A 25,982-nucleotide genomic window follows, 5' to 3' on the forward strand; every position below is an offset into this window, starting at 1 on the left:
GCCGCACGCCCCGCCACGCGTCAGCCTTGGGATACGGGCTCGGGGTGGATCCGAGGAGGCGGCCGTATGGACGTACTCGCCCTCTACGGCCTGCTGGTGCTCACCACGCTGCCACCCCTGATCCCCAACTCGGCACTCCTTGTCACGACCGGAGTACTCGCCTCCCGGGGCGAGGTCTTCCTCCCCCTCGTCCTGCTGACCGTCGGGGGCAGCGCACTGCTCGGGGATCTCCTCATGTACCTCGCCGCACGGCGGTTCGGCGAGCCCGTACGGACCTGGATGCGCCGCAACCCCCGCCGCCGGGCACTGCTGGAATGGACCTCCGGCCACATCCAGCGCTACGGCCTGCCCTTTGTGGTCGCCGTACGGTTCCTGCCCAGCGGCCGGATCGTCGGCGCCCTGGCATCCGGGGTCCTGCGCTACCCGCTGCGCAAATACGTGCTCGGCGCCGCCGTCGCCGAAGCAACCTGGGCCACATACTCGGTCGGCCTCGGCTACGTGGGCACCGCCACCACCGGTCGCCCGCTCTACGCCGTCGGCATCGGCTTCGGCGTCTCCTGTGTGGTCGCCGCGGCCGGTGCCGCGATCCAGTGGGCCGCCCGCCGCCGCACCCTGCGCGACCCGCCCAAGGGGAGCGGTGAGGGCGAGAGCGGCGGGACCTCCGAAGGGGGCGACGGCGGCCGGGATGAGGGGTGGGGCGGCCGGGCCTCGTCCACGGCGTCGGCGCGATTGTCAGTGGGCGCCCCTACAGTGCAGACATGACGATGATTACGCAGAGTGACTTACCGGGTGGCTTACGGAGTGGCCTGCAGAGCGACTTGACTGCCGGCTCCGCTGCGGGTGTGGGTGCGGGTGCGGGCGGAGACTTCGGGCGGCGGGGGAAACGGACGCCGGTGACGGAACACCGGCCCCGGATGCTCAGCCGCGCGGAGCCGCACCACCTGCGGTGGCCCGGACATCCGCCACGGCGACCGGCCCGCCGGTGCGCCGCGAACGCTCACACGCCTCGGCGATATAGAGCGCCTCCAACGCCTCCGCCGGCGAGCACGGGCTCGGCGCACGCCCCGCCACGACCTCGGCGAAGACACCCAGCTCGGTGACGTAGGCGTCGTGGAAACGCTCCATGAACGTGGCGTACGGGTCGGCCGCCCGCTGCCACGACAGCTTCGGCTCCGCGGACGGCAGCGGCGCACGGTCGTCGAGGCCGACGAAGCGGGCGCCCTCGGAGCCGCAGACCTCCAGCCGGACATCGTGGCCCGCGCCGTTGTAGCGGGTCGCCGTGACGGTGGCCAAGGTGTCGTCGTCGAAGCGCAGCAGCGCCGCGCAGGTGTCCACATCATCACCGTCGGCGAAGAAGGACGCGCCGCGGTTGGCGCCCTGGGCGTAGACCGAGACCACCTCACGGCCGGTGAGCCAGCGCAGGATGTCGAAGTCATGGATGCTGCAGTCCCGGAACAGCCCGCCGGAGGTGGGGATGTAGCCGGCGGGCGGCGGCGTCCGGTCGCTGGTGCAGGCGCGCAGGGTGTGCAGCCAGCCCAGCTCGCCGGAGTGCAGCGCCTCACGGGCGGCGCGGTAACCCGCGTCGAAGCGGCGCTGGAAGCCGATCTGTACCGGCACGGAACCGGCCTGCGCCCGCTCCACCACACCGACGGTTCCCGGCACGTCCAGGGCGACCGGCTTCTCGCAGAACACCGGCACCCCGGCGTCCAGGGCCTGGTGGATCAGCGTGGCGTGTGCGCTGGTCGCGGCGGTGATCACCACGCCGTCGAGGCCGTCCGCGTACATCTCCTCGATGCTCGCGGCGGACCGTACGCCCAGGGTCTTTGCCAGCGACGCGGCGCGCGCGGTGTCCACATCCGCGACGGCGATACCGGTGACGCCCGGGACGCTCAGCAGGGTGCGGGCATGGAACGCGCCGATGCGCCCGGTGCCGATCAGACCGATCTTCATGCCTCGGTTCCTTTCCGGGGAGGGGCTGGGGAGGAGGAGGTGGGAGGTGGTGGTGGGAGGGGAGGGGGAGGCGAGGGGAGGGGAGGGGGACGGGCTGGGTGGGGGAGAGAGCGGGGTGGGAGAGGGGCCCGCGCTCATCGCTCGTTGCTCGTTGCTCGTTCCGCGTTGCGCTTTTCCGTGTGCTTTGGAACGGTCCAATCGCCACGGTCACGGGCACCCTGCATGTCCTGATGTCCGCATGTCAACCCTTCTGCGAGAGCGCATGGATGTGCGTTGACGCCGATCTGACCCGATGGGAGGCTTCGGCCTATGGAACGGTCCAATCAGCGCGGCGACGGACGGTCCGAAGAGCGGGACGGAGGGCGAGTCGGAGAGGGACTCGGCGAGCTGTCCGGAGTACGTTCCGGTGCGCGGCCGGGAGCGGACCGGCACCCGACGATCCGCGGTGTGGCCGAGCGCGCGGGCGTCTCCAAGTCGCTGGTCTCGCTCGTGCTGCAGGGCTCACCACGGGTCAGTGAGGTTAGGCGGCAGGCCGTACTGGCGGCGATCGAGGAGCTGGGCTACCGGCCGAACGCCGCGGCCCGCAGCCTGGCCGCACGCCGTACCCACACGGTCGGCGTGCTGCTGCACGATATGCGCAATCCCTGGTTCGTCGAGGTGCTCGACGGCCTGAACTCTCTGCTGCAGGCGCACGGTCTGCGGATGCTGATGATCGACGCCCGGCTGGACCGGCGGGCCGGCCAGGACTTCGCCCGCACCTTCCAGGAGCTGCGGGTCGACGGCATCGTCATCGTCGGCACGCTCCCGGACACCGACGGCCTCGCCGAGGTCGCGGAGCGGCTGCCGACCGTCATCGCGGGCAACCACGAACCGCGGCTGGCGCGCGTCGACCTCGTCGCCAACGACGATGAGCGCGGCGCCCGGCTCGCCACCGAGCACCTCATCGGCCTCGGCCACCGCCGCATCGCCCATATCGCCGGGCAGGGACGGGTCGGCGAGCTGCGCCGCCGCGGCTTCGAGGCCGCCGTACGGTCCCACGGCCTGTCGGCGAGCGCCGTCGTGGCGAGCGGCGACGGAACCGAGGAGGGCGGCTACCGTGCAGCCGTCCGGCTGCTCCACCCCTCGCGCGGCACCGGACGTTCTGCCGCCGGAGATCCCACGGCCGGAGATCCCAGTGCCGTTCGCCCCACCACCGGAGATCCCACGGCCGGAGATCCCACCGCCGAACGCCCCATCGCCGAACGTCCCACGGCCGAACGTCCCACCGCCGAACGTCCCACCGCTGTCTTCGCGTTCAATGACATCTCCGGCGTCGGCGCGCTGTCCGCCGCCCAGGAGTTGGGCCTGGACGTCCCCGCCGATCTGTCCCTCGTCGGCTACGACAACACTTACCTCGCCCGCATCCGCCACCTCTGGCTCGATTCGGTGGACAACGCCAGCCACGAGGTCGGCCGACGGGCGGCACGCTGCCTCCTGGACCGCATGGAGCGTCCGGACACCCCGGCCGGGCAGCAACTCGTGGCCCCGGACCTGGAGATCAGGGGCTCAACGGCACCACCCCGGGCCGTCTGACCCGCCCTACGCCTTCGCCCCCCGCAGTTCGCGCGCCTTCGCGCCCCGAAGTTCGCGGTCCACCGCCCGCAGCAGAGTCAGCAGCATCTTGTTCAACGGAGTGGCGATACCGTGCCGTTCACCGGCCCTGACCACTGCGCCGGTGATGAACTCATGCTCCAGCGGACGGCCGGCCAGGCGGTCGTAGAGCATCGAGGAGCCGCCGTCCCGAGGAGCGGTGGCGTACAGCTCAAGCGTCCGGGAGATGTCCGCTTCGCCGATGTCCGCGCCCTCGGCGCGCGCGACGACGGCGGCCTCGCGCAGCAGGTCACGGGTGAGCGCGGCCATCTCCGGGTCGGCGAAGATCCCTGTCCGCTGTTGGAGAAGAGCGGTGATCGGATTGGCCGCGAGGTTGGTGAACAACTTGCGCCAGGAGGCCGTGGTGAAGTCGGGCACCCGGTGCACCCGCAGCTCGCTGCCGTCCAGCAGGGCGGCGAACCGGTCCGCCAACGGGCCCTCGGGCACATGCAGTTCACTGGCGACGTGATGCAGGATCCGGCCGGGCGCGGTGCGCTCCGCCGAGATGTAGACCACGGTGGGGAGGACGCGGGTGCCCCGGGGAACGAGCGGAGCGACGCGCTCCGCCAGGCCGATGCCGTTCTGCAGCACCGCGACAGCGGTATCCCGGCCGCACAGCCGCCGCAGCCAGCCCTCGGCGCCCGCGGTGTCCTGTGCCTTGGTGGTCAGCAGGACCCAGTCGACCGGCCCCACCAGCGCCGGATCGGTGACGATACGCACCGCCGCGGGCCGGATCGTGCCGCCGCTCTCGATGCTCAGACCGTCCAGCGGGCTGCGCACGCACAGTGTGACGTCGAGCCCGGCCCACCGCGCAAGGGCGGCGGTGTAGCCACCGATCGCGCCCCCGCCGATCACCGCGATCCGGGCGGGTGCCGCTGCTGGGGATGTCCGGGGCATACCTCGATCGTAGAGCCGGGGAGGCCTGACGGGTGGGTGACGCCCGGGCCCCGGCGTCGCCCGGGAGCCGGGGCCCGGGGCCGTGCCGGTGGCTCTCAGCGCCGGCCGCGTTGGCCCGGCCGCTGCGCCACCCACGCTCTGACCGTGTCGGCGAACCAGTACGGTTTCCCGCCCTCCACCAGATCCGGTTCGGGTAGCAGCCCGTGCTTGCGGTAGGAGCGCACGGTGTCCGGCTGCACCTGGATGTGCGCGGCGATCTCCTTGTACGACCAGAGCTTGCGGTCGGTCATCTCTGCCACCTCCTGAGCGCCGTACGCAGGGTCGGCCCGGAGGAGCCGGCAGGGGGCTGCGTACGGCCTGGTGATCACTCACCCTGTGCCTGGACAACGACACCGAGTAACCATGGGGGAGGGGCTGTTGATCGGCTGTGACGGAAGCCGCGCGTAACGGTGACAGCCGTGACGCGAGCCGGATGGCTGTGACGGCGGCGGGACGGTCCGGAATGGCGGCGAGACGGGGCAGGTCGCTGGGCGGGTCGGTCCGGAACGGGTCCGGAAACGGGTCCGGAACGGGGGCGGTGTGGGGGCGGAACGGGGCCGGTACGCCCGCGGGTCGGTTCGGAACGGCGTCGGCTGCGTGACAAACGCCCCGACCGGGGCGGGGGCAGCGCAAACGGCAGTGTGGCCCGCCACACGTACACCGGCGGCCCGGACGGCCGGCCGGCCCGAGCGCAGTGGATCAGGCGTAGAGCGCCCGCCAGGTCTTCTTGTCGACCTTGCCGTTGGCGGTCAGATGATGCCGGGACTGGAACTTCTTCACCGCGGCCCGGGTCTTGGGACCGAAGTACCCGGTCACATCTCCCCACGGGAGATAGCGGCGGTTCGCCAGCAGGCACTGCACCTGTGAGACGCGGTCGCCACGCTGACCGTAGACGGTGAGGGCGTTTCCGTTGTAGTAGGCGCAGGCGGCCAGCGTGCCGGGCCGGCCGCCGGCCTGACTGTCGGCGGCCTGACTGTCGGCGGTCGCCGGGCCGGTGAGCAGTCCGGCGGTCAGCAGCCCCGCGGTCGCGGTCAGGACGGCCGTGCGCTTGACGGCTTGGGTGAGAGCATGGGCATTCACGAATTCCACCGTTTCCCCCGTTGGATGTGATTCCACCCGTTCTGACGCCGGGGGAGCGGTTCGCGGTTCCGGCAACGCCTCGGCACTTCGCGCCCGCCGCCGTCCGCTCTCGTCCGCCGCGGTCCACCCTCCCCCGCCCTCCGCCGCTTTCGTCCGCGGCCGTCAGCTCCGGATCGGCCTCCCGCTCGGGCTTCCGCTCGGGCTCCCGCTCGGGCTCCCGCCAGGCCTCCCGCTCTCGTTCGCCGCCGTCAGTTCTGGCTCGGGCTCCCGCTCGGGCTCCCGCCGGGGCTCCCGTTGGTGGCCGCCTTGCGCAGCTCGTGCTCCAGATCCTCCAGGGCCAGCCCCTTCGTCTCCGGTGCGTACCGCTTACAGAAGACCAGGGACAGCACACACATCACGCCGAAGAACCAGAACGTGGTGCCGGCGCCGACCGCATCGAGCAGGAGTGGGAAGGCGAGCGCGACCCCGAAGTTGACCAGCCACATCATGAACACCGCGGCGCCCATGGCCAGTCCGCGCACCTTGAGCGGGAACATCTCGGCGAGCAGCAGCCAGACACCGGTGTTGAGGGTGGCCTGCATGAACGCCATGTAGAGAACCATCAGACCGAGCACGAGGGCGCTGACGGCGGTGGAGTGCGGCAGGCGGAAGGCGGCACCGAGCAGGGCGAGCGAGGCGGCCATACCGGCCAGCCCCGAAAGCAGCATGGGCCGCCGGCCGACCCGGTCGATCAGGGACATCCCGATCGCCGTGGCCAGGACGGAGACCGCGCCGACGGCGATGGTGGCGGTGATCGAGGCGCCGGTGCCCAGACCGGTCGACGCCAGGATCTTGGGCGCGAAGTAGACCACGGCGTTGACACCGGTGATCTGCTGGACGGCCGCCAGACCGATGCCGACCAGCAGCAGCCGCCGCACCCACGGTGTGCGCAGCTGCTGCCAGGCGCCGCGCCGGGCGTCGGCCTCCAGGGCGCGGGCCTGATCGATACGGGCCAGTTCGGCGGGTACGTCCTCGGCGGGCAGCGTACGGTGCAGCACCCGGGCCGCCTCGTCCGGACGGCCCTTGCTGATGTACCAGCGTGGCGTGTCGGGCAGGAAGAACAGCCCGATGAACAGCGCCACGGCGGGCAGCGCCGCAAGGCCCAGCATCCAGCGCCAGGCCGCCCAGTGCGCCAGAACGGCATTGATCAGGTAGGCGAGCAGCTGACCGCTGACGATCATCAGCGAATTGAAGGAGACCAGCCGGCCGCGGATGTGCGGGGGCGCGATCTCGGACAGGTAGAGCGGGGTGATGACGGAGGCGCTGCCGACGGCGAGCCCGAGGACGAAGCGCGCCACGGTCATGAAGGGAACGCTCGGCGAGAGCGCGACGGCCAGCGCACCGCCGATGAACACGGAGCCCGCCCACAGCAGGGAATTGCGCCGGCCCAGCGCATCGGACATCCGGCCGCCGATCAGCGAACCGAAGGCCGCGCCGATCAGCAGCGCGCTGGTGATGATGCCCTCGCCCAGAGAGGTGAGGCCGAAATGGCCCTCCAGGAAGGGGAGGGCGCCGGAGATCACTCCGGTGTCGTAGCCGAACAGGGCGCCGCCGAGGGCGGCAATGGCAGCGATGCCGACGATGAAGCGCTTGGCGCTGCGGGCCTGCACGCTCTCGCGCGGGCCGGCGGGCGCGATCTGGCCGGTCGGGGCGGCCATCCTCAGCTCCGGTACGCCGTGCCGGCCCACCCGGCGGCCGGGGTCGGTGCCGGTGCGGGCGTCGGCGTCGGCGGGGCCGGAGAGGGGCGGGCGGGCGAGGGGCGCAGGGGTATGGACCCGGTGCGGAGCGGGTCGGCGTCAGGAGCGACGTACATGGTGCGGGGCCTTTCGGTGGAACGGGCCTTGCGGTGGGGCGGGCCTTGCGGTGGGACGGGCCTATTGGTGGGGCCGGCCTTTTGGACGGGGCGGGCCTTTTTGGCGGGACGGTCCTTCGGTGGGACACACCTCCGCGGCACAGTGCGGCCACTTGGCAGCACAGCGCGGCCACTTGGTGGTGCGGCGACGGTCGCCGGCGGTGCAGCGACGGCTGCTAGCGGTAGAGCGCCGGCCGCTCGATCAGTTCGACGGCCACCCGCTCGCCGGTGGTCTGGGCCCGTACCCCCGCCTCGCACACCGCGGCCGCGGCGTAGCCGTCCCAGCAACTGGGGCCCTCTACCTCGCCGCGCCGGGTGGCGTTCACCCAGCGCTGCACCTGCCGGTCGTAGGCCTCCTCGAAGCGCTCCACGAAACCGGGGGTGATGGTGCCGCCCCAGCGCCCCGAGGTGTTGCTGAACACTCCGTGGTCGTCGCCGATCCTGGCGGTGCCGCCCTCGCAGACCGCCTCGCAGCTGACCTGGTAGCCGAAGCCGCAGTTGACGAAGAGTTCGGTGTCCACGACCTGGCCGCCCGCGGTCTCGAAGAGGATCAGCTGCGGGTCGCTGAGGCCCTCCGGCGCGTTGCCGGTGGGGGCCGGGCGCAGCACCCGGACCGCGGTGATCTCCTCCCCCAGGAGCCAGCGGGTCACATCGATCTCATGCACCACCGAGTCATTGATCATCATCGCGTTGGTGAAGCCGGGCGGGGTGTCGGCGTTGCGGTGCTTGTTGTGCAGCATCAGCGGACGACCGTAAGTGCCCTGTTCCAGAAGGGACTTGAGGGTGCGGTAGTCGGCGTCGTAACGGCGCATGAAACCGACCTGGACGCGGCGGTGCCCCAGCGCCTGCTCGGCCTCCAGGACGCGCAGCGCGGAGGCCGCGTCCGGCGTCAGCGGCTTCTCGCAGAGCACGGGCAGATCCCGCGCGAAGGCATCCAGCAGCGCCGCCTCGTGCGCGGGCCCCGGCGAGGCGATCAGTACGGCGTCCACCGCGGGGTCGTCCATGGCGGCGGCCGGGTCGGTGTAGGGGGTACAGCCCTCGATGCCGTCGGCGAGGTGTTTGATGCGGTCCGCGTCGATGTCGACCACGGCCGCCACCCGGGCACCGCTGATCACCTCATTGATCCGGCGTACGTGGTCGGCGCCCATCCGGCCGGTGCCGATGACCGCCACACCGAGCGTTTCGTGCGAAGTCATATCGTCCTCAAGTCCTTACGTACGTGCTACAGAGTGTGATGTACCCTGGGAACTGATTACTCTCCGTAATCGTTGCCGGAGGGTGAGGAGGCGTCGTGAGGCATGCGCATGCGAGACATACCTCTATAGGGCGCGCGCCTCAAGCCGCCCGGCCTTGGGGCTTGTGTACGGCTTGAGGCGGTGTGCGGCCTCAAGGTGCAAGACATCGAGCCGCACGGGTGCAACGTGTGCAGCCTCAATGCGGCGCGCGGCCTCGCGGCGGCGGATGGCGCGCGGCCTCACAGTGTCGGATGGCATGCGGATGGCGCGCGGCCTCGCGGCGGCGGATGGCTCAGGCGCCGCAGGAGCGGAGGAAGCGGCGGGTGCGCTCGGCGATGGGGAACGGCTGGTCGGGCGGGCAGGGGTACATGTCCTGCTCGACGATGGCGAAGAGGTCGACATTCAGCTCCTGGGCGGCCTGCAGGACGGGCGGCAGCGCGGGCACACCGAGCGGCGGTTCGCACATCACGCCCTGCTTGACGGCCGGGCCGAACGGGGTGCCCTTGGCGACGACCTCGCCGAGGATGTCCGGGTCGACCTGCTTGAGGTGGAGGTAGCCGATCCGCTCGCCGTAGGTGCGGATCAGCTTGACGCTGTCGCCGCCGCAGTAGGCGTAATGGCCGGTGTCCAGGCAGAGGTTGACCAGGTCGGAGTCGGTGGTGTGCAGGAGCCGCTCGACGTGTTCCTCGGTGTCGATATGAGTGTCGGCGTGCGGGTGGACGACGATGTCCAGCCCGAACTCGTCCCGTACGCGCTTGCCCAGCCGTTCCATGCCGGTGGTCAGATGCTTCCACTGCTCCACGGTCAGCTCGCGCGGCTCGATCTCCTCGGCGGTCTTGTCGTCCCGCCAGAAGGACGGGATGACGACGAGGTGTCCCGCGCCCATCGCCTGGGTGAGGGTGGCGACCTCGGAGACGTGCGCCCAGGTCTTGTCCCATACGGGCGGGCCGTGGTGCAGCGAGGTGAAGATCGTGCCGGCCGAGACCTGCAGGCTGCGGCGGGTGATCTCGTCGCGCAGGACGGCGGGGTCGGTGGGCAGGTAGCCGTACGGGCCGAGCTCGATCCACTCGTAGCCGGCTTCGGCGACCTCGTCCAGGAAGCGCTGCCAGGGCACCTGCTGATCGTCGTCGGGGAACCAGACTCCCCAGGAGTCGGGTGCGGAACCGACGCGAAGGCGGTCCAGGACGGGCGGGGCGGCATGGGGAACGGACATGCTGCGGCTCTCCTCTCGCCGGTCGGCGGTGACCGGGAGGCGCTGGGGTGGGTCGTGGGGCACAGCCTCTCTGTCGCCCCGGGGAGTGTCAAGACTTCGTCCTGACATTAGGACTTAAGGACTTTGGGGCTGTGGATTGCCTCCAGGGGTTGCACTCGGGGTGTGCCCCGGGATGGCCCAATGCCCTGGCCTCCGTCGTGCCCCGCCTGGCCTCTGGCCTCCGTCGCGCCCCCTGACTCCTGGCCTCCGCCGTCCCGCCCGTAGTCCCTGGCTCCGGCCCCTCGTCGTGCCCCGCTGGGCGCCCCGGCCCCTCGTCGTGCCCCGCTGGGCGCCCCGGCCTCCGTCGTGCCCCGCTGGGCGCCCCGGCCTCCGTCGTGCCCCGCTGGGCGCCCCGGCCTCCGTCGTGCCCCGCCTGGCCTCTGGGTTGCGTCGTCCCGGCCGTCCTTCGTGGGCTTCCGGCTCTGTGTCCGGTTCCGTGTCCCGGTCCCGCGCTATCCTCGACGTCAGTATGTAAGGACAAAGTATTGACAGGGTCTGACTCTCCCCGTTAGACCTTTCCTCAGAGCCGAACCTGTCGAACCTGCCGAATCCGCCGCGCCGGCCGACCCGAAGGGGCGCACATGACCGAGCCGTACGACCTGATCACCATGGGCCGCATCGGAGTCGACATCTACCCGCTGCAGACCGGCGTGCCGCTGGCGCAGGTGGAGACGTTCGGGAAGTTCCTCGGTGGCTCGGCCACCAATGTGGCGGTCGCCGCGGCCCGGCTCGGCCGGCGGAGTGCGGTCATCAGCCGTACCGGAAGCGACCCGTTCGGCGACTACGTCCACCAGGCGCTGCGCGACTTCGGTGTGGACGACCGCTGGGTGACCCCCGTCGACGCCTATCCGACACCGGTCACCTTCTGCGAGATCTTCCCGCCGGACGACTTCCCGCTCTACTTCTACCGCCGCCCGAAGGCCCCCGACCTGGTTATCCACCCCGAGGAGCTCGACCAGGACGCCATCGTGGGCGCCCGGATTTTCTGGGTCACCGGCACGGGGCTGTGCGAGGAGCCCAGCCGCAGCGCCACCCTTGCCGCGCTGGAGGCCCGCGCCAAGACGGGAACGACCGTCTTCGACCTCGACTGGCGGCCGATGTTCTGGGGCGGCGAGGGCGGCGCCTCCGGGGACGGCGGCGCGAGCGGCGCCGCGGCGATGGCCACCGCGCGCCCGTATTACGAAGCGGCCCTCCGGCACGCCACCGTGGCGGTCGGCAATGTCGACGAGGCCGAGGTTGCCACCGGACTGCGCGATCCCAAGGCCTGCGCCCAGGCGCTGCTGGACATGGGCGTCGAACTCGCCGTCATCAAGCAGGGCCCCGAGGGTGTCCTCGCCGTGCACCGCGACGGCCGCACCGCCGAGGTTCCGCCCACCCCTGTCGAGGTCGTCAACGGCCTGGGCGCCGGCGACTCCTTCGGCGGCTCGCTCTGCCACGGCCTCCTGGCCGGGTGGGACCTGGAGCCGATGATGCGCTACGCCAACGCCGCCGGTGCGATCGTCGCCTCCCGCCTCGCCTGCTCGTCCGCGATGCCCACGGCCGACGAGGTCGACGCGTTCCTCGCGGGGCGGTGATCCCGTGGCCGCAATCCCCGTAATCCCTGCAATCCCCGCAATCGCCGTAACTGTGCCTGTCGCCTCTGCCGCCGCAACTGTGCCTGTCCTCTCTGTGGCCGCGCCCGCCCCCTTTACCTCTGGGGCTGCGCCCGCCGCTGCGGCCCCCAAAGTCGCCCCCGCACCCGCCCCCGTCCCCGCCCCCGTCCCCCCCGGGTCGCACCCGCAGTCGCCCCCGCCCCACCTGTGCACTCAAGAAGGTGAGTTGAGCCTTGAACCCTCGGATCAGTGACCTTGCGACGCTGCGGGCCCGGCACCCCGAAGCCGTCGCGGAGGCCGCCGCCCGTCGCACTCGTCGCCCGCTCATCGGCGACAGCGGCCGGCTGATGATCGTCGCGGCCGATCACCCGGCCCGTGGCGCGCTCGCCGTCGGAGACCGGCAGCTCGCCATGGCCAACCGCCTCGATCTGCTGGAACGCCTGGTCCTTGCGCTGTCCCGGCCCGGTGTGGACGGAGTGCTCGCCACCGCCGACATCCTGGAGGACCTGCTGCTGCTCGGGGCGCTCGAAGGCAAGGTCGTCATGGGCTCCATGAACCGCGGCGGTATCGCGGGCGCGTCGTTCGAGATGGACGACCGGTTCACCGGGCACCGCCCCCAGGATCTCGCCCGGCTCCGCTTCGACGCCGGCAAACTGCTGCTGCGCATCGACTACGGCGACCCCGGCTCGCTGACCACCCTGGAGACCACCGCCCGTGCCATCGACGCGATGGCCGAGCGGCAACTGCCCGTCTTCGTGGAGCCGTTCCTCTCCTCCCGGATAGAAGGCGCGGTCCGCAACGACCTCAGCGCCGACGCCGTCACCCGCTCGGTGGCCATCGCCTCCGGCCTCGGCGGTACCTCCGCCTACACCTGGCTGAAGCTGCCGGTCACCGACGACCCCGACGCCATGGCCCGGGTCTGCGAGACCACCACCCTGCCGACCGTGCTGCTCGGCGGCGACATCGGCAGCACCGTCCAGGACCAGGAAGCCGCTTACGAGAAGTGGCGCAAGGCGCTGCGGCTGCCGACGGTGCAGGGCCTGGTCGTCGGCCGCTCGCTGCTCTACCCGGCCGACGGCGATGTCGCGGCGGCCGTGGACACCGCCGTCGGCCTGCTGTGAACACCGCCATAGGGGGCCTGTGAACACCGGGAAGGCCGCCGTAGGGCGACTGCGAACACCGTGAACACCACCGAAGGCCTGCTGTGAAGACCGCGATTTCCGCAGGAGACTCGATATATGAGCACTGAATTCCACCTGAAGGCCACGACCGCGGCCGACGGCCCGTATGCGCTGGACATCGATCCGAAGCGGGCGGGCTGGGACCACTCCTCGCTGCGCGTCCTCGACCTGCCGCCCGGTGGCCGGCACTCCTTCGCCACCGGCGACAGCGAGTGGATCGTGCTGCCGCTGTCCGGCGGCTGCACGGTGCTGACCGGCAGCGGTGAGGCCGGTGAGATCGGTGAGACCAGTGAGACCGGTGAGATCGGCAAGACCAGTGAGACCGGTGAGACGGGTGAGACATTCGAACTGACCGGCCGGGAGAGCGTGTTCAGCGGGGTCACCGATTTCGTGTACGTACCGCGCGACGCGCATGTGCAGATCGTGAGCGGCGCCGGCGGCCGCTTCGCGCTCACCGGCGCCCGCTGTGAGCGCCGTCTCCCCGCCCGCTACGGTGCCGCGTCCGACGTCCCCGTGGAGCTGCGCGGCACCGGCAACTGCTCCCGTCAGGTCAACAACTTCGGCGCCGCGGGCACCTTCGAGTGCGACAAGCTCATCGCGGTGGAGGTGCTCACCCCCGGCGGCAACTGGTCCTCCTACCCGCCGCACAAGCACGACGAGTGCCGCCCCGGCGAGGAGTCCGAGCTGGAGGAGATCTACTACTTCGAGGTCGAGCCCGCCCACGGGACGGAAGGTGTCGGCTACCAGCGCGTCACCCCCTCGGGGCACGGCCGTGGCACCGACGTCCTGGCCGAGATCCGCAGCGGCGACGCGGTCCTGATCCCCGACGGCTGGCACGGCCCGTCGATCGCCGCGCCCGGCCACGCCCTGTACTACCTCAATGTGATGGCCGGGCCCGGGGAGACCCGTGAGTGGCTGATCTGTGATCACCCCGACCACGGCTGGATCCGCTCCACCTGGCCCGGTCAGCCCGTCGACCCCCGCCTTCCCCTCTACGAAGCGCCCGCAGGAGACGCCCGATGAACGCTCCGACGACCCGCCGTCTTACGGTCGCGCAGGCCCTGGTCGAGTTCCTCGCCCACCAGTACACCGAGCGGGACGGCCGCCGGCACCGCCTGATCAACGCCTGCTGGGGCATCTTCGGCCACGGCAATGTCGCCGGTCTCGGCCAGGCCCTCCTGGAGTCCGGCGACGCGCTGCCCTATCTCCAGGGCCGCAACGAACAGGCCATGGTGCATGCCGCCGTCGGCTACGCCCGGCAGCGCGACCGGCTCGGCGCACAGGCCGTCACCACCTCCATCGGCCCCGGCGCCACCAACCTCGTCACCGGCGCGGCGCTCGCCACCGTCAACCGGCTCCCGGTCCTGCTGCTGCCCGGCGACACCTTCGCCACCCGGCCCGCCGACCCCGTCCTCCAGCAGCTCGAAGTGCCCTTCGCCGGCGATGTCTCGGTCAATGACGCGCTGCGCCCGGTCTCCCGCTACTTCGACCGGGTCACCCGGCCCGAGGCGCTGATCCCCGCGGCCCTGCAGGCCATGCGGGTGCTCGCCGACCCCGTCGACACCGGCGCCGTCACCCTCGCGCTGCCGCAGGACGTGCAGGCCGAGGCGTACGACTGGCCGGAGGAGTTCTTCGCCGACCGGGTCTGGCGCATCCCCCGGCCCGCCCCCGACGCCGACGCCCTCGCCGAGGCCGTACGGGCCCTGCGCGGCGCCCGCCGGCCGTTGGTCATCGCGGGCGGCGGGGTCCACCACAGCGAGGCCGAGGACGCGCTGTGCGCCTTCGCCGACGCCACCGGCATTCCGGTCGCGTCCACCCAGGCCGGCAAGGGCTCGCTGCGTCACGACCACCCCGCCGACGTGGGCGGTATCGGCCACACCGGTACCGCCACCGCCGACGCCCTCGCCCGCGAGGCCGACCTGGTCCTCGGGGTCGGTACCCGCTACACCGACTTCACCACCGCCTCCTCGACCCTGTTCGCCGCGCCCGGAGTCCGCTTCGTCAACCTCAACATCGCGTCCTTCGACGCCCACAAGCTCGGCGCGCTCTCCCTGGTCGCCGACGCCCGCGCCGGACTCGAGGCGCTCACCAAGGAGCTGTCCGGCGAGCGCGTCGACACGGAGTACGAGGCCGCCTACCGGGCGGCGAAGGCCGACTGGGAGCGCCGGGTGGACGCCGCGTACGGGGCAGCGGACCCGTCGGTGCGGCCCTCGCAGACGCAGGTCCTCGGCGCGCTGGACGCCCTCGTCGACGACACCGACGTGATCATCAATGCGGCCGGTTCTCTCCCCGGTGACCTGCACAAACTCTGGCGCGCCCGGTCCCGCAGGCAGTACCACCTCGAATACGGCTACTCCTGCATGGGCTATGAGATCCCCGCCGCGATCGGCGTCCGGCTCGCCGCCCCCGACCGGCCGGTGTGGGCGCTGGTCGGCGACGGTACCTATCTGATGAACCCCACCGAACTGGTCACCGCGGTCCAGGAGGGCATCCACATCAACGTCGTCCTCGTGCAGAACCACGGCTATGCCTCCATCGGCGGGCTGTCCCAGGCCACCGGCGGTGAGCGCTTCGGCACCGACTACCGCTTCCGCGCCGGGGACGGCACGTACACCGGTGCGCCGCTGCCGGTCGATCTGGCGGCCAACGCCGCCTCGCTGGGCATGCAGGTGCTGCGGGCGGCCACCGTCGGCGAGCTGCGTGCCGCGCTCGCCGAGGCGCGGGGCGCGAACCGGCCCACATGTGTCTATGTCGAGACCGAAACGGCCGACACTGTGCCGGGCGCGCCCGAGGCTCAGGCCTGGTGGGATGTTCCTGTTGCCGAGACCGCGACACGTCCGGCGGCGGTGGCTGCCCGGGAGGCGTACGACCGGCACACCGCCGGGCGCCGCCGCCACCTCTGACTCCCGCTCGCATGACTCCTGCTCGCATGACTGCCGCTCGAAGTCGTCACCCAGAAAGGCCCTCCGCATGAAGACCCTCAGCCACTGGATCGGCGGGAAGCCCGTCGAGGGTGTCTCCGGCAACTACGGCCCGGTCTACAACCCGGCCACCGGCGCCCAGGAGAAGCAGGTCGCCTTCGCCTCGGTCGACGAGGTCGACGCCGCTGTGAGCGCGGCCAAGGAAGCCTTCCGGACCTGGGGCACCAGCTCCCTGGCCAAGCGCACCTCGGTGCTGTTCAAGTACCGCGAGCTGCTCGATGCGCACCGCGAGGAAATCGCCCGGCTGATCACCGCCGAGCACGGCAAGGTGCACTCCGACGCGCTCGGCGAGGTCGCCCGCGGTCTGGAGATCGTCGAGCTGGCCTGCGGTATCCCCGAGAAGCTCAAGGGCGAGCTGTCCACCCAGGTCTCCACCCGGGTCGATGTCTCCTCGATCCGCCAGTCGCTCGGTGTGGTCGCCGGCATCACGCCGTTCAACTTCCCGGCGATGGTGCCGATGTGGATGTTCCCGCTCGCCATCGCCTGCGGGAACACCTTCGTCCTCAAGCCCAGCGAGAAGGTGCCCAGCGCCGCGTTCAAGCTCGCCGAGCTGGCCGCCGAGGCGGGGCTGCCCGACGGTGTGCTGAACGTCGTCAACGGCGACAAGGTGGCCGTCGACGCCATCCTGGAGCACCCGGACATCGCCGCGGTCTCCTTCGTCGGCTCCACTCCCATCGCCCGCTACATCCACACCACCGGCACCGCCAACGGCAAGCGCGTCCAGGCGCTGGGCGGCGCCAAGAACCACATGCTGGTCCTGCCGGACGCCGACCTCGACCTGGCCGCCGACTCCGCGATCAACGCGGCGTACGGCTCGGCCGGCGAGCGCTGCATGGCGATCTCCGTCGTGGTGGCCGTCGGCGAGACCGCCGACCCGCTGATCGGCAAGATCAAGGAGCGCGCCGACCAGCTGCGGATCGGCCCCGGCGACGACCCGGCCTCCGAGATGGGCCCGCTGATCACCAAGGTCCACCGCGACAAGGTCGCCTCCTATGTCTCCGGCGCCGCGGCCCAGGGCGCGGACGTCGTCATCGACGGCACCGGCTACACCGTCCAGGGCTACGAGGACGGCCACTGGATCGGTGTGTCCCTCCTGGACCACGTCACGCCCGAGATGGACGCCTACCGCGACGAGATCTTCGGCCCGGTGCTGTCCGTGGTCCGCGTCGAGACCTACGACGAGGCCATCGCGCTGATGAACAACTCGCCGTGGGGCAACGGCACCGCGATCTTCACCCGGGACGGCGGCGCGGCCCGCCGCTTCCAGATGGAGGTCGAGGCCGGCATGGTCGGCGTGAACGTGCCGATCCCGGTGCCGGTCGGCTACCACTCCTTCGGCGGCTGGAAGGACTCGCTCTTCGGCGACCACCACATCTACGGCAACGACGGGGTGCACTTCTACACCCGCGGCAAGGTCGTCACCACCCGCTGGCCCGACCCGTCCGACGGCGGTATCAACCTGGGCTTCCCCAGCAACCACTGAGGACGTTCCGACGGACCCACCGACAGGCCTCTGACGGACCCACTGGCGGGCCCTTTGACGGACCTTCTGACGGGGCCCTCTGACAAGACCCTCTGACGGACCCCCTGCCGGCCCCCGCCTGCAGGGGGTCCGTCATATCGGCGTTGCTACGGTGCTTCTTCGCTGAGCATCGACACAACCGGGGGACGAAATGCCGCAATCCATGGCGCTCGCCAAGGGCGCCCGTATCACCGGCGGAATCTTCTGCCTGTTGTTCTTCCTGTTCACGGCCTACTGGCTGGCCGCGGACCTCAGCGAGTTCGGCATCGACGGCCTCTGGGAGGCCTGGGCCCGTCAACGTGCCGGCACGAACCAGGCCACCGCCCCCTTCCATGTCGGCCTGGCCGCGGTCCAGTTGGCGGCGGCGTTCGCGGCCTTCGCCGGCCAGCGGGTGGCCGGCGGACTGCTGGCCGTCGCCACCACCGTCACCTTCGCCACCGCCCTGCAGGCCGCCCTCAGCACCGGCCTCCACACCAGCGACAACCGCTGGTACGTGCACGCCGACATCGACACCACGACCTTCGAAGGCGTCTTCATCAGCAGCCTGTGGCTGCTCCTGCTGTCCTTCGTCGCCTGCATCGTGCTGCTCGCCGGTATGCGCTCCTGGCCGCGCCGGACCCCCACCGACCCGCCGCTGCGCCCGAACCCGAAGGCCGGCCTGGCGGGCGGTCTGCTGCTCGGCGTGATGGTGCTGTGGAACCTGGCCTGGCAGGGCTACATCCTGGTGCAGAGCGACACCGAGTCCCTCCCCATGTTCTACCTCGGCAAGGGCATCCTCGGCGAGCTGCTGAGCATGGCTCCCGGCTGGTCCGCCCTGGTCTTCCTCGTGCTGACCGCGGTGGCCGCGCTGAGCAGCCTGATGCGCGGTGCCGCGGCCCGCGGCCTGGCCTTCGGGCTGGCGATCCAGGCGCTGCCCGGCGCCCTGGTGACGGTGATCGGGCTGGCCGGCAACGGCACCCTCTTCGAGGGCGCCTCCACGCCGGGCCTGACCGTCATCGGTGACATCGGGCTGCTGCTCGACCTGTTCGGCTCGGCGGCGCTGCTCGTTTTGATGGGCCGCGGTGAGCCGGTCGCCCCCGCCTGGTACCCGCCGTCCCCGGCTCCGCAGTTCGCCGCCCCCGGATTCGTCCCGCCGCCCGGTCCGCAGGCCCCGGTGCCCGGTCCGCCGGCCTGGCAGCCGCCCGCCGGCCCGGTGCCGCCGGTCAGCGGTCCGCCGATGCCGCCGGCCGGTGCCCCGCCGATGCCGCCCGGCACCCCGCCGCCCCCGCAGGGCGCGTTCGGACCGCCGCAGTACTGACCGGCGGGCGGGGCCCCCGGACCGACCGGCGGACAGTGGCCCCCGGCTCCCGGGCCGCGGGCCGGGGCCCCCGCCGTTGCCGTACGGCATCCGCAGTACGGCATCCGCGCTACGGCATCCGCAGTACGGCATCCGCGGTACAAAAGCGCGAACCCTACTCCCCGGGGAGGCCACGGGGGTCGGCCCGGGGTACCGGCCGCCCGCTGCGGCCCGTACCTAGGATTCACGGTATGGATCTCCGAGGCCTCAGACTGCGCGGCCGGCGCCTCGCCGCCGCCGCGGGTGCGCTGGCCGTCCTCATAGGAGGCGGCACCTGGGCGGCCGCCTCCTCGGACGCCACGCCCGCCGTCCACCGCGCGGACCGGGTGATGACCATGCCCGACCGGCCGGGCAGCAAGAAGGAGGTGCGGATCGACACCTCCTTCTTCACGGCGGGGAGCGCCGCGCGGCGGCGGCCCGCGGTGCTGCTCGCCCACGGCTTCGGCGCCACCAAGGACACCCTCCGCCCCCAGGCCGAGAAGCTGGCCCGGGACGGGTACGCCGTCATGACCTGGTCGGCGCGCGGCTTCGGCAAGTCCACCGGCAAGATCGGCCTCAACGACCCGCACGGCGAGGTCGCCGACGTCCGCCGGCTGATCGACTGGCTGGCCAAGCGCCCCGAAGTCCGGCTCGACAAGGCCGGCGATCCCCGGGTGGGCGTCGCCGGCGGCTCCTACGGAGGCGCGATCTCGCTGCTGGCGGCCGGCTACGACCGGCGCGTCGACGCCATCGCCCCCCAGATCACCTACTGGAACCTCGCCGACGCCCTCTTCCCCCACGGGGTCTTCAAGAAGCTGTGGGCGGGGATCTTCTTCACCACCGGCCCGGCGGGCACGTCCTCCGCCCCGGCGGGCGCCGGGACCAAGGCTCCCGGCGGCTGCGTCCGGTTCGAGCCGGAGCTGTGCCGGACGTACGAGCGGGTCGCCGAAAACGGCAGGCCCGACGACGCGGCCCGTCGGCTCCTGGAGTCCCGCAGCCCGTCCGCCGTCGGCGACCGCATCAAGGTGCCGACCCTGATCATGCAGGGCCAGACCGATTCGCTGTTCACGCTCGACCAGGCCGACGCCATGCACCGGGCGATCCGCAAGAACGGCGCACCGTCCGAGGTCGACTGGATCGCCGGCGGGCACGACGGCGGGGACCGGGAGCTCGGCCGTCTCGAAGCCCGTACGAAGGGCTGGTTCGACCGCTACCTGAAGGGCGACAAGCACGCCGCCACCGGGCCCGCGTTCCGGATCAGCCGCACCGGGGGAGTGGACTCCACCGACGGCGCGGTGCGGCTGCGCGGCGCGAGCGGGGGCAGCTACCCCGGCCTGGACAACGATCCCCGGCGGGTCCGGCTCGCGGGCCGCGCCCAGACCTTCGGCAACCCGGCCGGTGCCGGACCGCCCGCGATCTCCGCGGTGCCCGGTGTCGGCGCGCTCGGCAACCTCTCCTCGCTGGGCGCCGGCGGCCTGTCCGTGGACTTCCCCGGCCAGTACGCCGCCTTCGCCTCGGCGCCGCTGCGCACCCCGCTGCACCTCACCGGCAGCCCCACCGCCACCGTGCACGTGCGGTCCAGCTCCCGGGACGCGGTGTTCTTCGCCAAGGTCTACGACGTCGCCCCGGACGGCCGCCGCCAGGTCCTGCCGTCCCAGCTCGTCACGCCCTACCGGGTCAAGGACGCCCGCGACGGCAAGACCGTGCGGCTGCACCTGCCCGCCGTCGACCACGACCTCGCGGCCGGCCACCGGCTGCGGCTGGTGCTCTCCGCGACCGACCTCGGCTATGCCTCACCGGTCGAACCCGCCACCTACCACGTCGCGCTGCAGGGCGGCGCCCTGAGTGTGCCCACCGCGCCCCGGGTGCGCAGCGCGGCCGCCCCGCTGCCCGCCTGGACCTGGCAGCTGCCCGCCGCAGCCGCTGCGGTGGCCGCGCTGCTGCTGCTCACCGCCCGCCGCCGGTCCGCGGCGCCCGCCCCCGATCCGGCGTTCGCCGAAGTCCCGCTGCAGATCAGTGACCTGAGCAAGCGCTACGCCCACTCCACCGAAAGGTATGCCGTACGGGACCTCACCTTCCGTGTCGAGAAGGGACAGGTGCTCGGCCTGCTGGGGCCCAACGGCGCCGGCAAGACCACCACTCTGCGCATGCTGATGGGGCTGATCGGGCCCGACGAGGGGGAGATCAGGGTCTTCGGGCAGGCCGTCCGGCCGGGCGCCGAGGTGCTGTCCCGGGTCGGGGCGTTCGTCGAGGGCGCCGGCTTCCTGCCGCATCTGTCCGGCCGCGCCAACCTGGAGCTGTACTGGCAGGCCACCGGCCGGCCCGCCGCCGATGCACATCTCGACGAGGCACTGGAGATCGCCGGCCTCGGCGACGCCCTGCAGCGCGCCGTACGCACCTACTCCCAGGGCATGCGGCAGCGGCTCGCGATCGCCCAGGCCATGCTCGGCCTGCCGGAGCTGCTGATCCTCGACGAGCCGACCAACGGGCTCGACCCGCCGCAGATCCGTGCGATGCGCGAGGTGATGATCCGCTACGCCGCCGCCGGACGCACCGTCATCGTCTCCAGCCATCTGCTGTCCGAGGTCGAACAGAGCTGTACGCATCTGGTCGTGATGGACCGCGGGCGGCTGGTGCAGGCCGGTCCGGTCGCCGAGATCGTCGGCTCCGGTGACACCGTGCTCGTCGGTGTCGCGGAAGCGGTCGGCGACGCCGTGGTGGAGAAGGTGGCCGCACTGCCGGGTGTGGTCTCGGCGGTGCGCGCCGAGGGGGGCCTGCTCGTGCAGCTGGGCAGCGGCCTCACCACCACCCAGCTGCTCACCGAACTGCTCCGGCTGGAGGTCGCGGTGGACCGCATCGGACCGCACCGCCGCCTGGAGGACGCCTTCCTCACCCTGATCGGAGGTGACCGATGACCGCGCACGCCACGGCGCGGGCGCCGGGTTACCGTCCGCGCCGCACCCTCCCGCTGCGTGTCGAGGCACGGCGCCAGCTGCGGCGGCGCCGCACCCTGGTGATCGCCGCCGTCCTGGCGCTGCTGCCGTTCGTGCTGGTGGCGGCGTTCGCGATCGGCGGCGACCCGCACGGCCGCGGCAACGGCCGGATCACCCTGATGGACACCGCCACCGCCTCCGGCGCCAACTTCGCCGCCACCGCCCTGTTCGTCTCCGCGGGCTTTGTGCTGGTGGTCCCGGTGGCCCTGTTCTGCGGTGACACCGTCGCCTCCGAGGCGAGCTGGTCCTCGCTGCGCTATCTGCTGGCCGCGCCGGTCCCACGGGCCCGGCTGCTGCTGAGCAAGCTCACCGTCGGGCTGCTGTTCAGCGCCGCCGCGATGCTGCTGCTGCCGCTGGTGGCGCTGGGCGTGGGCACCGCGGCGTACGGCTGGGGCCCGCTGCAACTGCCCGCCGGCGGTGCGCTGTCCGCACCCGAGGCGCTGCCGCGGCTGGCGGTCGTGGTCGGCTACCTCTTCGTCAGCCAGCTGGTCACCGCGGCCCTGGCGTTCTGGCTGTCGACGGTGACCGACGCGCCGCTGGGCGCGGTCGGCGGCGCCGTCGGGCTGACCATCGTCGGCAATGTCCTCGACCAGGTCACCGCGCTGGGCACCTGGCGCGAGGTGCTGCCCGCCCACTGGCAGTACTCCTGGGCGGATGCGCTGCAGCCCGGGTGGGAGTGGTCCGGGATGATCCAGGGCTCGGCGGTCTCGGTGGCGTATGCGCTGGTGCTGTGCGCGCTGGCGTTCCGGGGGTTCGCGCGCAAGGATGTGGTGTCGTGACGACGGCGTGACGGCGTGACGGCGTGACGGCGTGACGGGGGACGGGGGACGGTGTGACGCGACGGGGTACGGCGTGACGGGGACGGCTTGCTGGAGCACGGCTTGCTGGAGCACGGTTTGCCGGAGCACGGCGTGACGGTGCGGCCAGGCGGCGGGGGACGCAGCTCCTTCACCGCCGGTGGGGGCCCTGTCAGGCGGTCGGCCCCTGCATGCGGGCACTGACCCAGCGCATCGTGCCCTCGCCCAGCCCCTGCACATACGTCTCTGCGCTGTGCGTGCCGCCGGGCACGATCTGCAGCCGGGTGTGCACCGGCCCGTGCCCGTAGCGCGCGATGAACTTCCGCACCTTCGGCAGCACCGTGTGCTCCTGGGAGCCGTCCTGGAAGGCGAGGTAGACCGGCGGTCCGCCGCGCGCGATCAGCCGGCGGGCCAGCACCTCCGGGTTGTTCTCCCGCTCCTCCTTGGCGTGGCCGTTCCACAGGGGCGAGTCGGGCACGATGTCCGGCCCGTTGGGTATCGCCATCTTGAACGTCTCCGGGTTCTGCAGCACGTTCTTCAGCGCCGCGAACCCGCCCGACGAGGAGCCCATGATCGCCCAGGCGTCGCGGGTCTTGAGGGTGCGGAAGTTCTGCCGTACGAGATCGGGCACGTCCTGGCTGAGCCAGGTGCCGATCTTCGGCTGGCCCGGTATGTCGCTGCCGTCGTAGTACTGCTTGTCATTGGGGTTGAGCACCGGCATGACGACGATGAAGGGCAGGCTGGTGCCGTTCTTGGACCACCGGGCCAGGTTCTCCTCCAGTTTGAGGTCGGAGCCGATCCAGTAGTTGGTGGGGAAGCCGTACGCGCCGGGCAGCGCCTCCATCACCGGGAAGCCCTTGTGCGCGTTCCGCTTCTCGTAGTACTCCGGCGGTGCCCACACCCATACCTTCCCGGTGAAGCCCGACTTGGGGCCGTGCAGGGTGGTGACGCCGATCGGGGTGTTCTCGCCGGCCCCGCCGACCCGGCTCTCCTCCTCGAAGCTGATCGGACGGGTGGGCCACTGCACCAGCGACCGCTTTCCCGGGGGTGTGGCATGCAGCGCGGCACCCGCCGGGCTGCCGAACCGCACGGGGGAGGCCTGGGTGGCGCCGCTGCCGCAGCCGGCCGTACCGAAGAGAACGGTCAGGGTGATCAGCGCGATCACCGGAGGGAACAGGGCTTTGCGCACGGGGCCTTCTCCTTGCCGAACATCCGGGAGCTGTCCCCGGCTGGCCAGCAAGAGGGGGCGGTGCGGGCCCGGGTTTCCGTTCCGGGGTGTCGGCTTGCTCGCACTGCCCGGCGGAATCCGGACCTCCCCTTCGTGACCTGGGAAGTTTTCCGCAGGCAGGGAGGGGGTTTACCGGGATTTTCCCGGTGGGCGGGCGGCGGGACGCGCGGAAACCACGCCTGCTCCCGACAGTCCGGAACGTCCGTCTTCGGCCCGTATCCTCTCGCTATGACCTGGTCGCGTGCGCTCAAGGAAGCGGCTCGTTCGGGGCTGACCATCGAGCGGACCAAGCTCACCCCGCTGATCGCCCTGCGCGGCGCGGCCGGCGTCGCCCTCGTCATCGGCCTGTGCCTGTGGCGCGGCGATGCGACCCTCGCGGTCTCCTCCGCCTTCGGCGCGTACGCCTCCGGGATCGTCACCTTCCAGCGCAGCATGCGGCCGCGCCCGGTGCTCGCGCTCGCCGTCGCCGGCGCGTTGGCGGTCTCCACCTTCCTCGGCTATCTGGCCGCCGCCCGTCTCGCCTCCTTCGTCCTGCTCCTGGCCGGCTGGACCCTGCTGGCCGGGATGGCCTGGGCGATTGGGCCGGTCGCCGGGCTGGTCGGCACCCAGACCGTGGCGATCATGCTGGTCACCGTCACCCTGCCGACGTCCGTCCTCGGCGCACTGGAGCACGCCGCCCTGATGTTCTTCGGCGGTCTGGTCCAGGCCGCTCTCATCGTGGTCCTCCCGGTCCGGCCCTGGGGCGTCCAGCGTGATGCGCTGGCCGACGCGCTGGCCGACGAGGCGGACTACGCCCGGCGGCTGCGGCACGACCCGGTCGCCCCGTTCGACCCGTCGCCCCTGATGGACGCCCGGCTCGCCTCCGCCGTCACCGCTCGCCAGGCCAGGCGCCGCCCCGTACAGCTGCACGGTCCCCGGGGACTTGCCGAACGTGTCCGGCCGGTCCTCGCCTCCCTCGCCGACCCGGTCGTCGGCGCCCCCCTGGAAGGGCCCGAACGCGACCGGGCCCGTGATCTGCTGGGCGCCGCGGCCACCGTCCTGGACGCCGTCGCCCACGCGGTACGGCACGCCAGACCGGTCCGGCTGCCCCCGGAGGCGATGGCCGTCCTCGAAGTGCCCGCCACCGGCCCGATGCTGCACGGGGCCGCCCGGCGCTCCGCGTACCGCCTGATCTCGCTGCTCGCCGACGCCGTCGAGCTCACCGACGAGCCGGTCCGGTCCACCCGCCCCACCACCGAGGCCGAACGCGGCCATCTGCTGCGCCCCAGCGTCCCCCGGCTGGTCCCCGGCGCGCTGCGCTCCCTGCACCGCGAGGCCCGCTGGTCCTCGCACATCTTCCGGCACGCCCTGCGGGTCTGTGCGGTCGCCGTCGCCGGCTATCTGCTGGGCACCGTGCTCCCGTTCGGCCACGGCTACTGGGCGCCGCTGGCCTCCGTCATGGTGATGCGCCCCGACTTCGCCCAGACCTACTCCCGCGGCATCGCCCGCTTCATCGGCACCCTCGTCGGTGTCACCGTCGCGGGCGCGCTGATGGCCCTGGCGCATCCGGGCAGCTATGTCAGCGCCGGGCTCGCCGTGGTCTGCGTGGGGCTGATGTACCTGCTGATGCGCACCGGGGTCTCGGTGACCTCGGCGTGCGGGGCCGCGTATGTCGTCTTCCTGCTCGGCCTCGCCGGGGCGGGCTGGGAGCAGACCGTCCAGGAACGCCTGGTGCTCACCCTCCTGGGCGGGCTGCTCGCGATGCTGTCGTACGCGCTGTTCCCCGCCTGGGAGACCCCCAAGCTCCGCGACCGGCTCGCCGCATGGCTGGCGGCCAACGGGCGCTACGCCCTGGCCGTGTTCGACCTCTACGCCACGCCCGCCGAACGCCGTCCCCGGCAGATCCGCGACGCCCTGCTGGACTCCCGCGCCGCCCGCCTCGCCTGGGAAGAGAGCGAGGCCCGCGCCGAGAAGGAACCCGTACGCCACCGCGGCCTGTCCCTCGCCGCGGCGCAGGCGGCCAGCGCCGCGCTCGCCACGATGGGCCGGGTCACCATGATCCTGGAGGTCCACCTCCCCGAACGCGATGCCGCGGCCTCGCCCGGTGCCACCGCGTTCGCCTTCGAGCTGCGCGCCTGCCTGGAGGAGGCCACGCACGCGGTGCGGGAGCGGGGCGAACTGAACTGGAGTGACCTGCGGGCCGTATGGGAGAGGTGGGACGCGGAGGACGAGAGCCGTGGTGTCGCCCTGCGCGTCGCGGATCTGCAGCTCGATGCTCTCGACGACCTGGCGGAGGCGCTGTCCCGGGAGCCGCGCGCGGACCACGGGTGAGGGAACCATTCCGGTCCCCCGGTAGTCTTATTGGTTGCCCGCAATGAACGCCATTGCTCGCCCATGGGGTTGTCTGCGGCGCAATGCCCC

19 protein-coding genes are annotated in these 25,982 nt (G+C 72.1%); 11 read left to right on the plus strand and 8 right to left on the minus strand.

Translation table 11 applies throughout. The features are described from left to right. Positions 1 to 66 precede the first annotated feature (66 nt). Positions 67 to 762 (plus strand): DedA family protein, encoded by a 696-nt coding sequence (locus tag ACF088_RS11270; RefSeq protein ID WP_392375395.1) that lies wholly within the window; start codon positions 67 to 69, stop codon positions 760 to 762. A gap of 156 nt (positions 763 to 918) precedes the next feature. On the opposite strand, the gene ACF088_RS11275 is transcribed toward ACF088_RS11270, so the two are convergent. Next, positions 919 to 1,950: a Gfo/Idh/MocA family oxidoreductase gene (locus ACF088_RS11275; protein WP_392375396.1), complete on the minus strand. Its 1,032-nt coding sequence runs from the start codon at positions 1,948 to 1,950 to the stop codon at positions 919 to 921. A gap of 309 nt (positions 1,951 to 2,259) precedes the next feature. On the opposite strand from ACF088_RS11275, the gene ACF088_RS11280 reads away from it, so the two are divergent. Then, the gene (locus tag ACF088_RS11280; protein ID WP_392375397.1) at positions 2,260 to 3,522 is read left to right on the plus strand and encodes a substrate-binding domain-containing protein; all 1,263 of its coding nucleotides are present in this window, start codon (positions 2,260 to 2,262) and stop codon (positions 3,520 to 3,522) included. A 6-nt stretch (positions 3,523 to 3,528) separates the two neighbouring features. On the opposite strand, the gene ACF088_RS11285 is transcribed toward ACF088_RS11280, so the two are convergent. The 6 genes from ACF088_RS11285 to ACF088_RS11310 form a co-directional block, all read right to left on the minus strand. Continuing rightward, positions 3,529 to 4,476, minus strand: a complete 948-nt coding sequence (locus ACF088_RS11285; protein WP_392375398.1) for a 2-dehydropantoate 2-reductase — start codon at positions 4,474 to 4,476, stop codon at positions 3,529 to 3,531. A 95-nt stretch (positions 4,477 to 4,571) separates the two neighbouring features. Next, on the minus strand, positions 4,572 to 4,766 hold the full coding sequence (locus ACF088_RS11290; protein ID WP_086721239.1) for an AlpA family transcriptional regulator: 195 nt from the start codon (positions 4,764 to 4,766) through the stop codon (positions 4,572 to 4,574). A gap of 448 nt (positions 4,767 to 5,214) precedes the next feature. After that, positions 5,215 to 5,595 carry a peptidoglycan-binding protein gene (locus tag ACF088_RS11295; RefSeq protein ID WP_392375399.1) on the minus strand — a complete coding sequence of 127 codons (381 nt, stop codon included), beginning with the start codon at positions 5,593 to 5,595 and terminating at the stop codon, positions 5,215 to 5,217. A 248-nt stretch (positions 5,596 to 5,843) separates the two neighbouring features. Further along, positions 5,844 to 7,292: a sugar porter family MFS transporter gene (locus ACF088_RS11300; RefSeq protein WP_392375401.1), complete on the minus strand. Its 1,449-nt coding sequence runs from the start codon at positions 7,290 to 7,292 to the stop codon at positions 5,844 to 5,846. 370 nt (positions 7,293 to 7,662) lie between these two features. After that, positions 7,663 to 8,682 (minus strand): Gfo/Idh/MocA family protein, encoded by a 1,020-nt coding sequence (locus ACF088_RS11305; protein ID WP_392375402.1) that lies wholly within the window; start codon positions 8,680 to 8,682, stop codon positions 7,663 to 7,665. Between the two features lie 331 nt (positions 8,683 to 9,013). Then, a complete protein-coding gene (locus ACF088_RS11310; protein ID WP_392375403.1) occupies positions 9,014 to 9,934 on the minus strand; it encodes a sugar phosphate isomerase/epimerase family protein in 921 nt (306 codons plus the stop codon). A gap of 620 nt (positions 9,935 to 10,554) precedes the next feature. Between ACF088_RS11310 and iolC the strand changes: the two genes are divergently transcribed. The 8 genes from iolC (at position 10,555) to ACF088_RS11350 (ending at position 22,336) form a co-directional block, all read left to right on the plus strand. After that, positions 10,555 to 11,547: a 5-dehydro-2-deoxygluconokinase gene (gene iolC / locus ACF088_RS11315; protein WP_392375404.1), complete on the plus strand. Its 993-nt coding sequence runs from the start codon at positions 10,555 to 10,557 to the stop codon at positions 11,545 to 11,547. Positions 11,548 to 11,798: 251 nt separating this feature from the next. Beyond that, positions 11,799 to 12,686, plus strand: coding sequence for a deoxyribose-phosphate aldolase (locus ACF088_RS11320; RefSeq protein WP_392375405.1), 888 nt, complete (start codon positions 11,799 to 11,801; stop codon positions 12,684 to 12,686). A gap of 117 nt (positions 12,687 to 12,803) precedes the next feature. Continuing rightward, entirely contained in the window at positions 12,804 to 13,769 is a 966-nt protein-coding gene (gene iolB / locus ACF088_RS11325; protein WP_392375406.1) for a 5-deoxy-glucuronate isomerase, read from the plus strand. Beyond that, positions 13,766 to 15,649, plus strand: coding sequence for a 3D-(3,5/4)-trihydroxycyclohexane-1,2-dione acylhydrolase (decyclizing) (gene iolD, locus ACF088_RS11330; protein ID WP_392375407.1), 1,884 nt, complete (start codon positions 13,766 to 13,768; stop codon positions 15,647 to 15,649). Before iolB ends, iolD begins: the two co-directional genes overlap by 4 nt. Positions 15,650 to 15,716: 67 nt before the next feature. Further along, on the plus strand, positions 15,717 to 17,210 hold the full coding sequence (locus tag ACF088_RS11335) for a CoA-acylating methylmalonate-semialdehyde dehydrogenase (protein ID WP_392375408.1): 1,494 nt from the start codon (positions 15,717 to 15,719) through the stop codon (positions 17,208 to 17,210). Between the two features lie 190 nt (positions 17,211 to 17,400). Then, positions 17,401 to 18,546, plus strand: coding sequence for a hypothetical protein (locus ACF088_RS11340; protein WP_392375409.1), 1,146 nt, complete (start codon positions 17,401 to 17,403; stop codon positions 18,544 to 18,546). Between the two features lie 230 nt (positions 18,547 to 18,776). Continuing rightward, the gene (locus ACF088_RS11345; protein ID WP_392375410.1) at positions 18,777 to 21,479 is read left to right on the plus strand and encodes an alpha/beta fold hydrolase; all 2,703 of its coding nucleotides are present in this window, start codon (positions 18,777 to 18,779) and stop codon (positions 21,477 to 21,479) included. After that, on the plus strand, positions 21,476 to 22,336 hold the full coding sequence (locus ACF088_RS11350; protein WP_392375411.1) for an ABC transporter permease: 861 nt from the start codon (positions 21,476 to 21,478) through the stop codon (positions 22,334 to 22,336). Before ACF088_RS11345 ends, ACF088_RS11350 begins: the two co-directional genes overlap by 4 nt. 190 nt (positions 22,337 to 22,526) lie before the next feature. On the opposite strand, the gene ACF088_RS11355 is transcribed toward ACF088_RS11350, so the two are convergent. After that, positions 22,527 to 23,543, minus strand: coding sequence for an alpha/beta hydrolase (locus ACF088_RS11355; protein WP_392375412.1), 1,017 nt, complete (start codon positions 23,541 to 23,543; stop codon positions 22,527 to 22,529). Positions 23,544 to 23,810: 267 nt separating this feature from the next. On the opposite strand from ACF088_RS11355, the gene ACF088_RS11360 reads away from it, so the two are divergent. Then, a complete protein-coding gene (locus ACF088_RS11360; protein WP_392375413.1) occupies positions 23,811 to 25,892 on the plus strand; it encodes an FUSC family protein in 2,082 nt (693 codons plus the stop codon). Positions 25,893 to 25,982 lie beyond the last annotated feature (90 nt).

It is taken from the genome of Streptomyces sp. NPDC015125 (assembly GCF_043080045.1).
Lineage (GTDB): Bacteria > Actinomycetota > Actinomycetes > Streptomycetales > Streptomycetaceae > Streptomyces.

What these genes read in the sequence shown, in the direction of transcription:
- ACF088_RS11270 (WP_392375395.1), top strand. Translation starts at nt 67, where the DNA reads ATGGACGTACTCGCCCTCTACGGCCTGCTGGTGCTCACCACGCTGCCA.
- ACF088_RS11275 (WP_392375396.1), bottom strand. Translation starts at nt 1,950, where the DNA reads ATGAAGATCGGTCTGATCGGCACCGGGCGCATCGGCGCGTTCCATGCC.
- ACF088_RS11280 (WP_392375397.1), top strand. Translation starts at nt 2,260, where the DNA reads ATGGAACGGTCCAATCAGCGCGGCGACGGACGGTCCGAAGAGCGGGAC.
- ACF088_RS11285 (WP_392375398.1), bottom strand. Translation starts at nt 4,476, where the DNA reads ATGCCCCGGACATCCCCAGCAGCGGCACCCGCCCGGATCGCGGTGATC.
- ACF088_RS11290 (WP_086721239.1), bottom strand. Translation starts at nt 4,766, where the DNA reads ATGACCGACCGCAAGCTCTGGTCGTACAAGGAGATCGCCGCGCACATC.
- ACF088_RS11300 (WP_392375401.1), bottom strand. Translation starts at nt 7,292, where the DNA reads ATGGCCGCCCCGACCGGCCAGATCGCGCCCGCCGGCCCGCGCGAGAGC.
- ACF088_RS11305 (WP_392375402.1), bottom strand. Translation starts at nt 8,682, where the DNA reads ATGACTTCGCACGAAACGCTCGGTGTGGCGGTCATCGGCACCGGCCGG.
- ACF088_RS11310 (WP_392375403.1), bottom strand. Translation starts at nt 9,934, where the DNA reads ATGTCCGTTCCCCATGCCGCCCCGCCCGTCCTGGACCGCCTTCGCGTC.
- iolC (WP_392375404.1), top strand. Translation starts at nt 10,555, where the DNA reads ATGACCGAGCCGTACGACCTGATCACCATGGGCCGCATCGGAGTCGAC.
- iolB (WP_392375406.1), top strand. Translation starts at nt 12,804, where the DNA reads ATGAGCACTGAATTCCACCTGAAGGCCACGACCGCGGCCGACGGCCCG.
- iolD (WP_392375407.1), top strand. Translation starts at nt 13,766, where the DNA reads ATGAACGCTCCGACGACCCGCCGTCTTACGGTCGCGCAGGCCCTGGTC.
- ACF088_RS11335 (WP_392375408.1), top strand. Translation starts at nt 15,717, where the DNA reads ATGAAGACCCTCAGCCACTGGATCGGCGGGAAGCCCGTCGAGGGTGTC.
- ACF088_RS11340 (WP_392375409.1), top strand. Translation starts at nt 17,401, where the DNA reads ATGCCGCAATCCATGGCGCTCGCCAAGGGCGCCCGTATCACCGGCGGA.
- ACF088_RS11345 (WP_392375410.1), top strand. Translation starts at nt 18,777, where the DNA reads ATGGATCTCCGAGGCCTCAGACTGCGCGGCCGGCGCCTCGCCGCCGCC.
- ACF088_RS11350 (WP_392375411.1), top strand. Translation starts at nt 21,476, where the DNA reads ATGACCGCGCACGCCACGGCGCGGGCGCCGGGTTACCGTCCGCGCCGC.
- ACF088_RS11360 (WP_392375413.1), top strand. Translation starts at nt 23,811, where the DNA reads ATGACCTGGTCGCGTGCGCTCAAGGAAGCGGCTCGTTCGGGGCTGACC.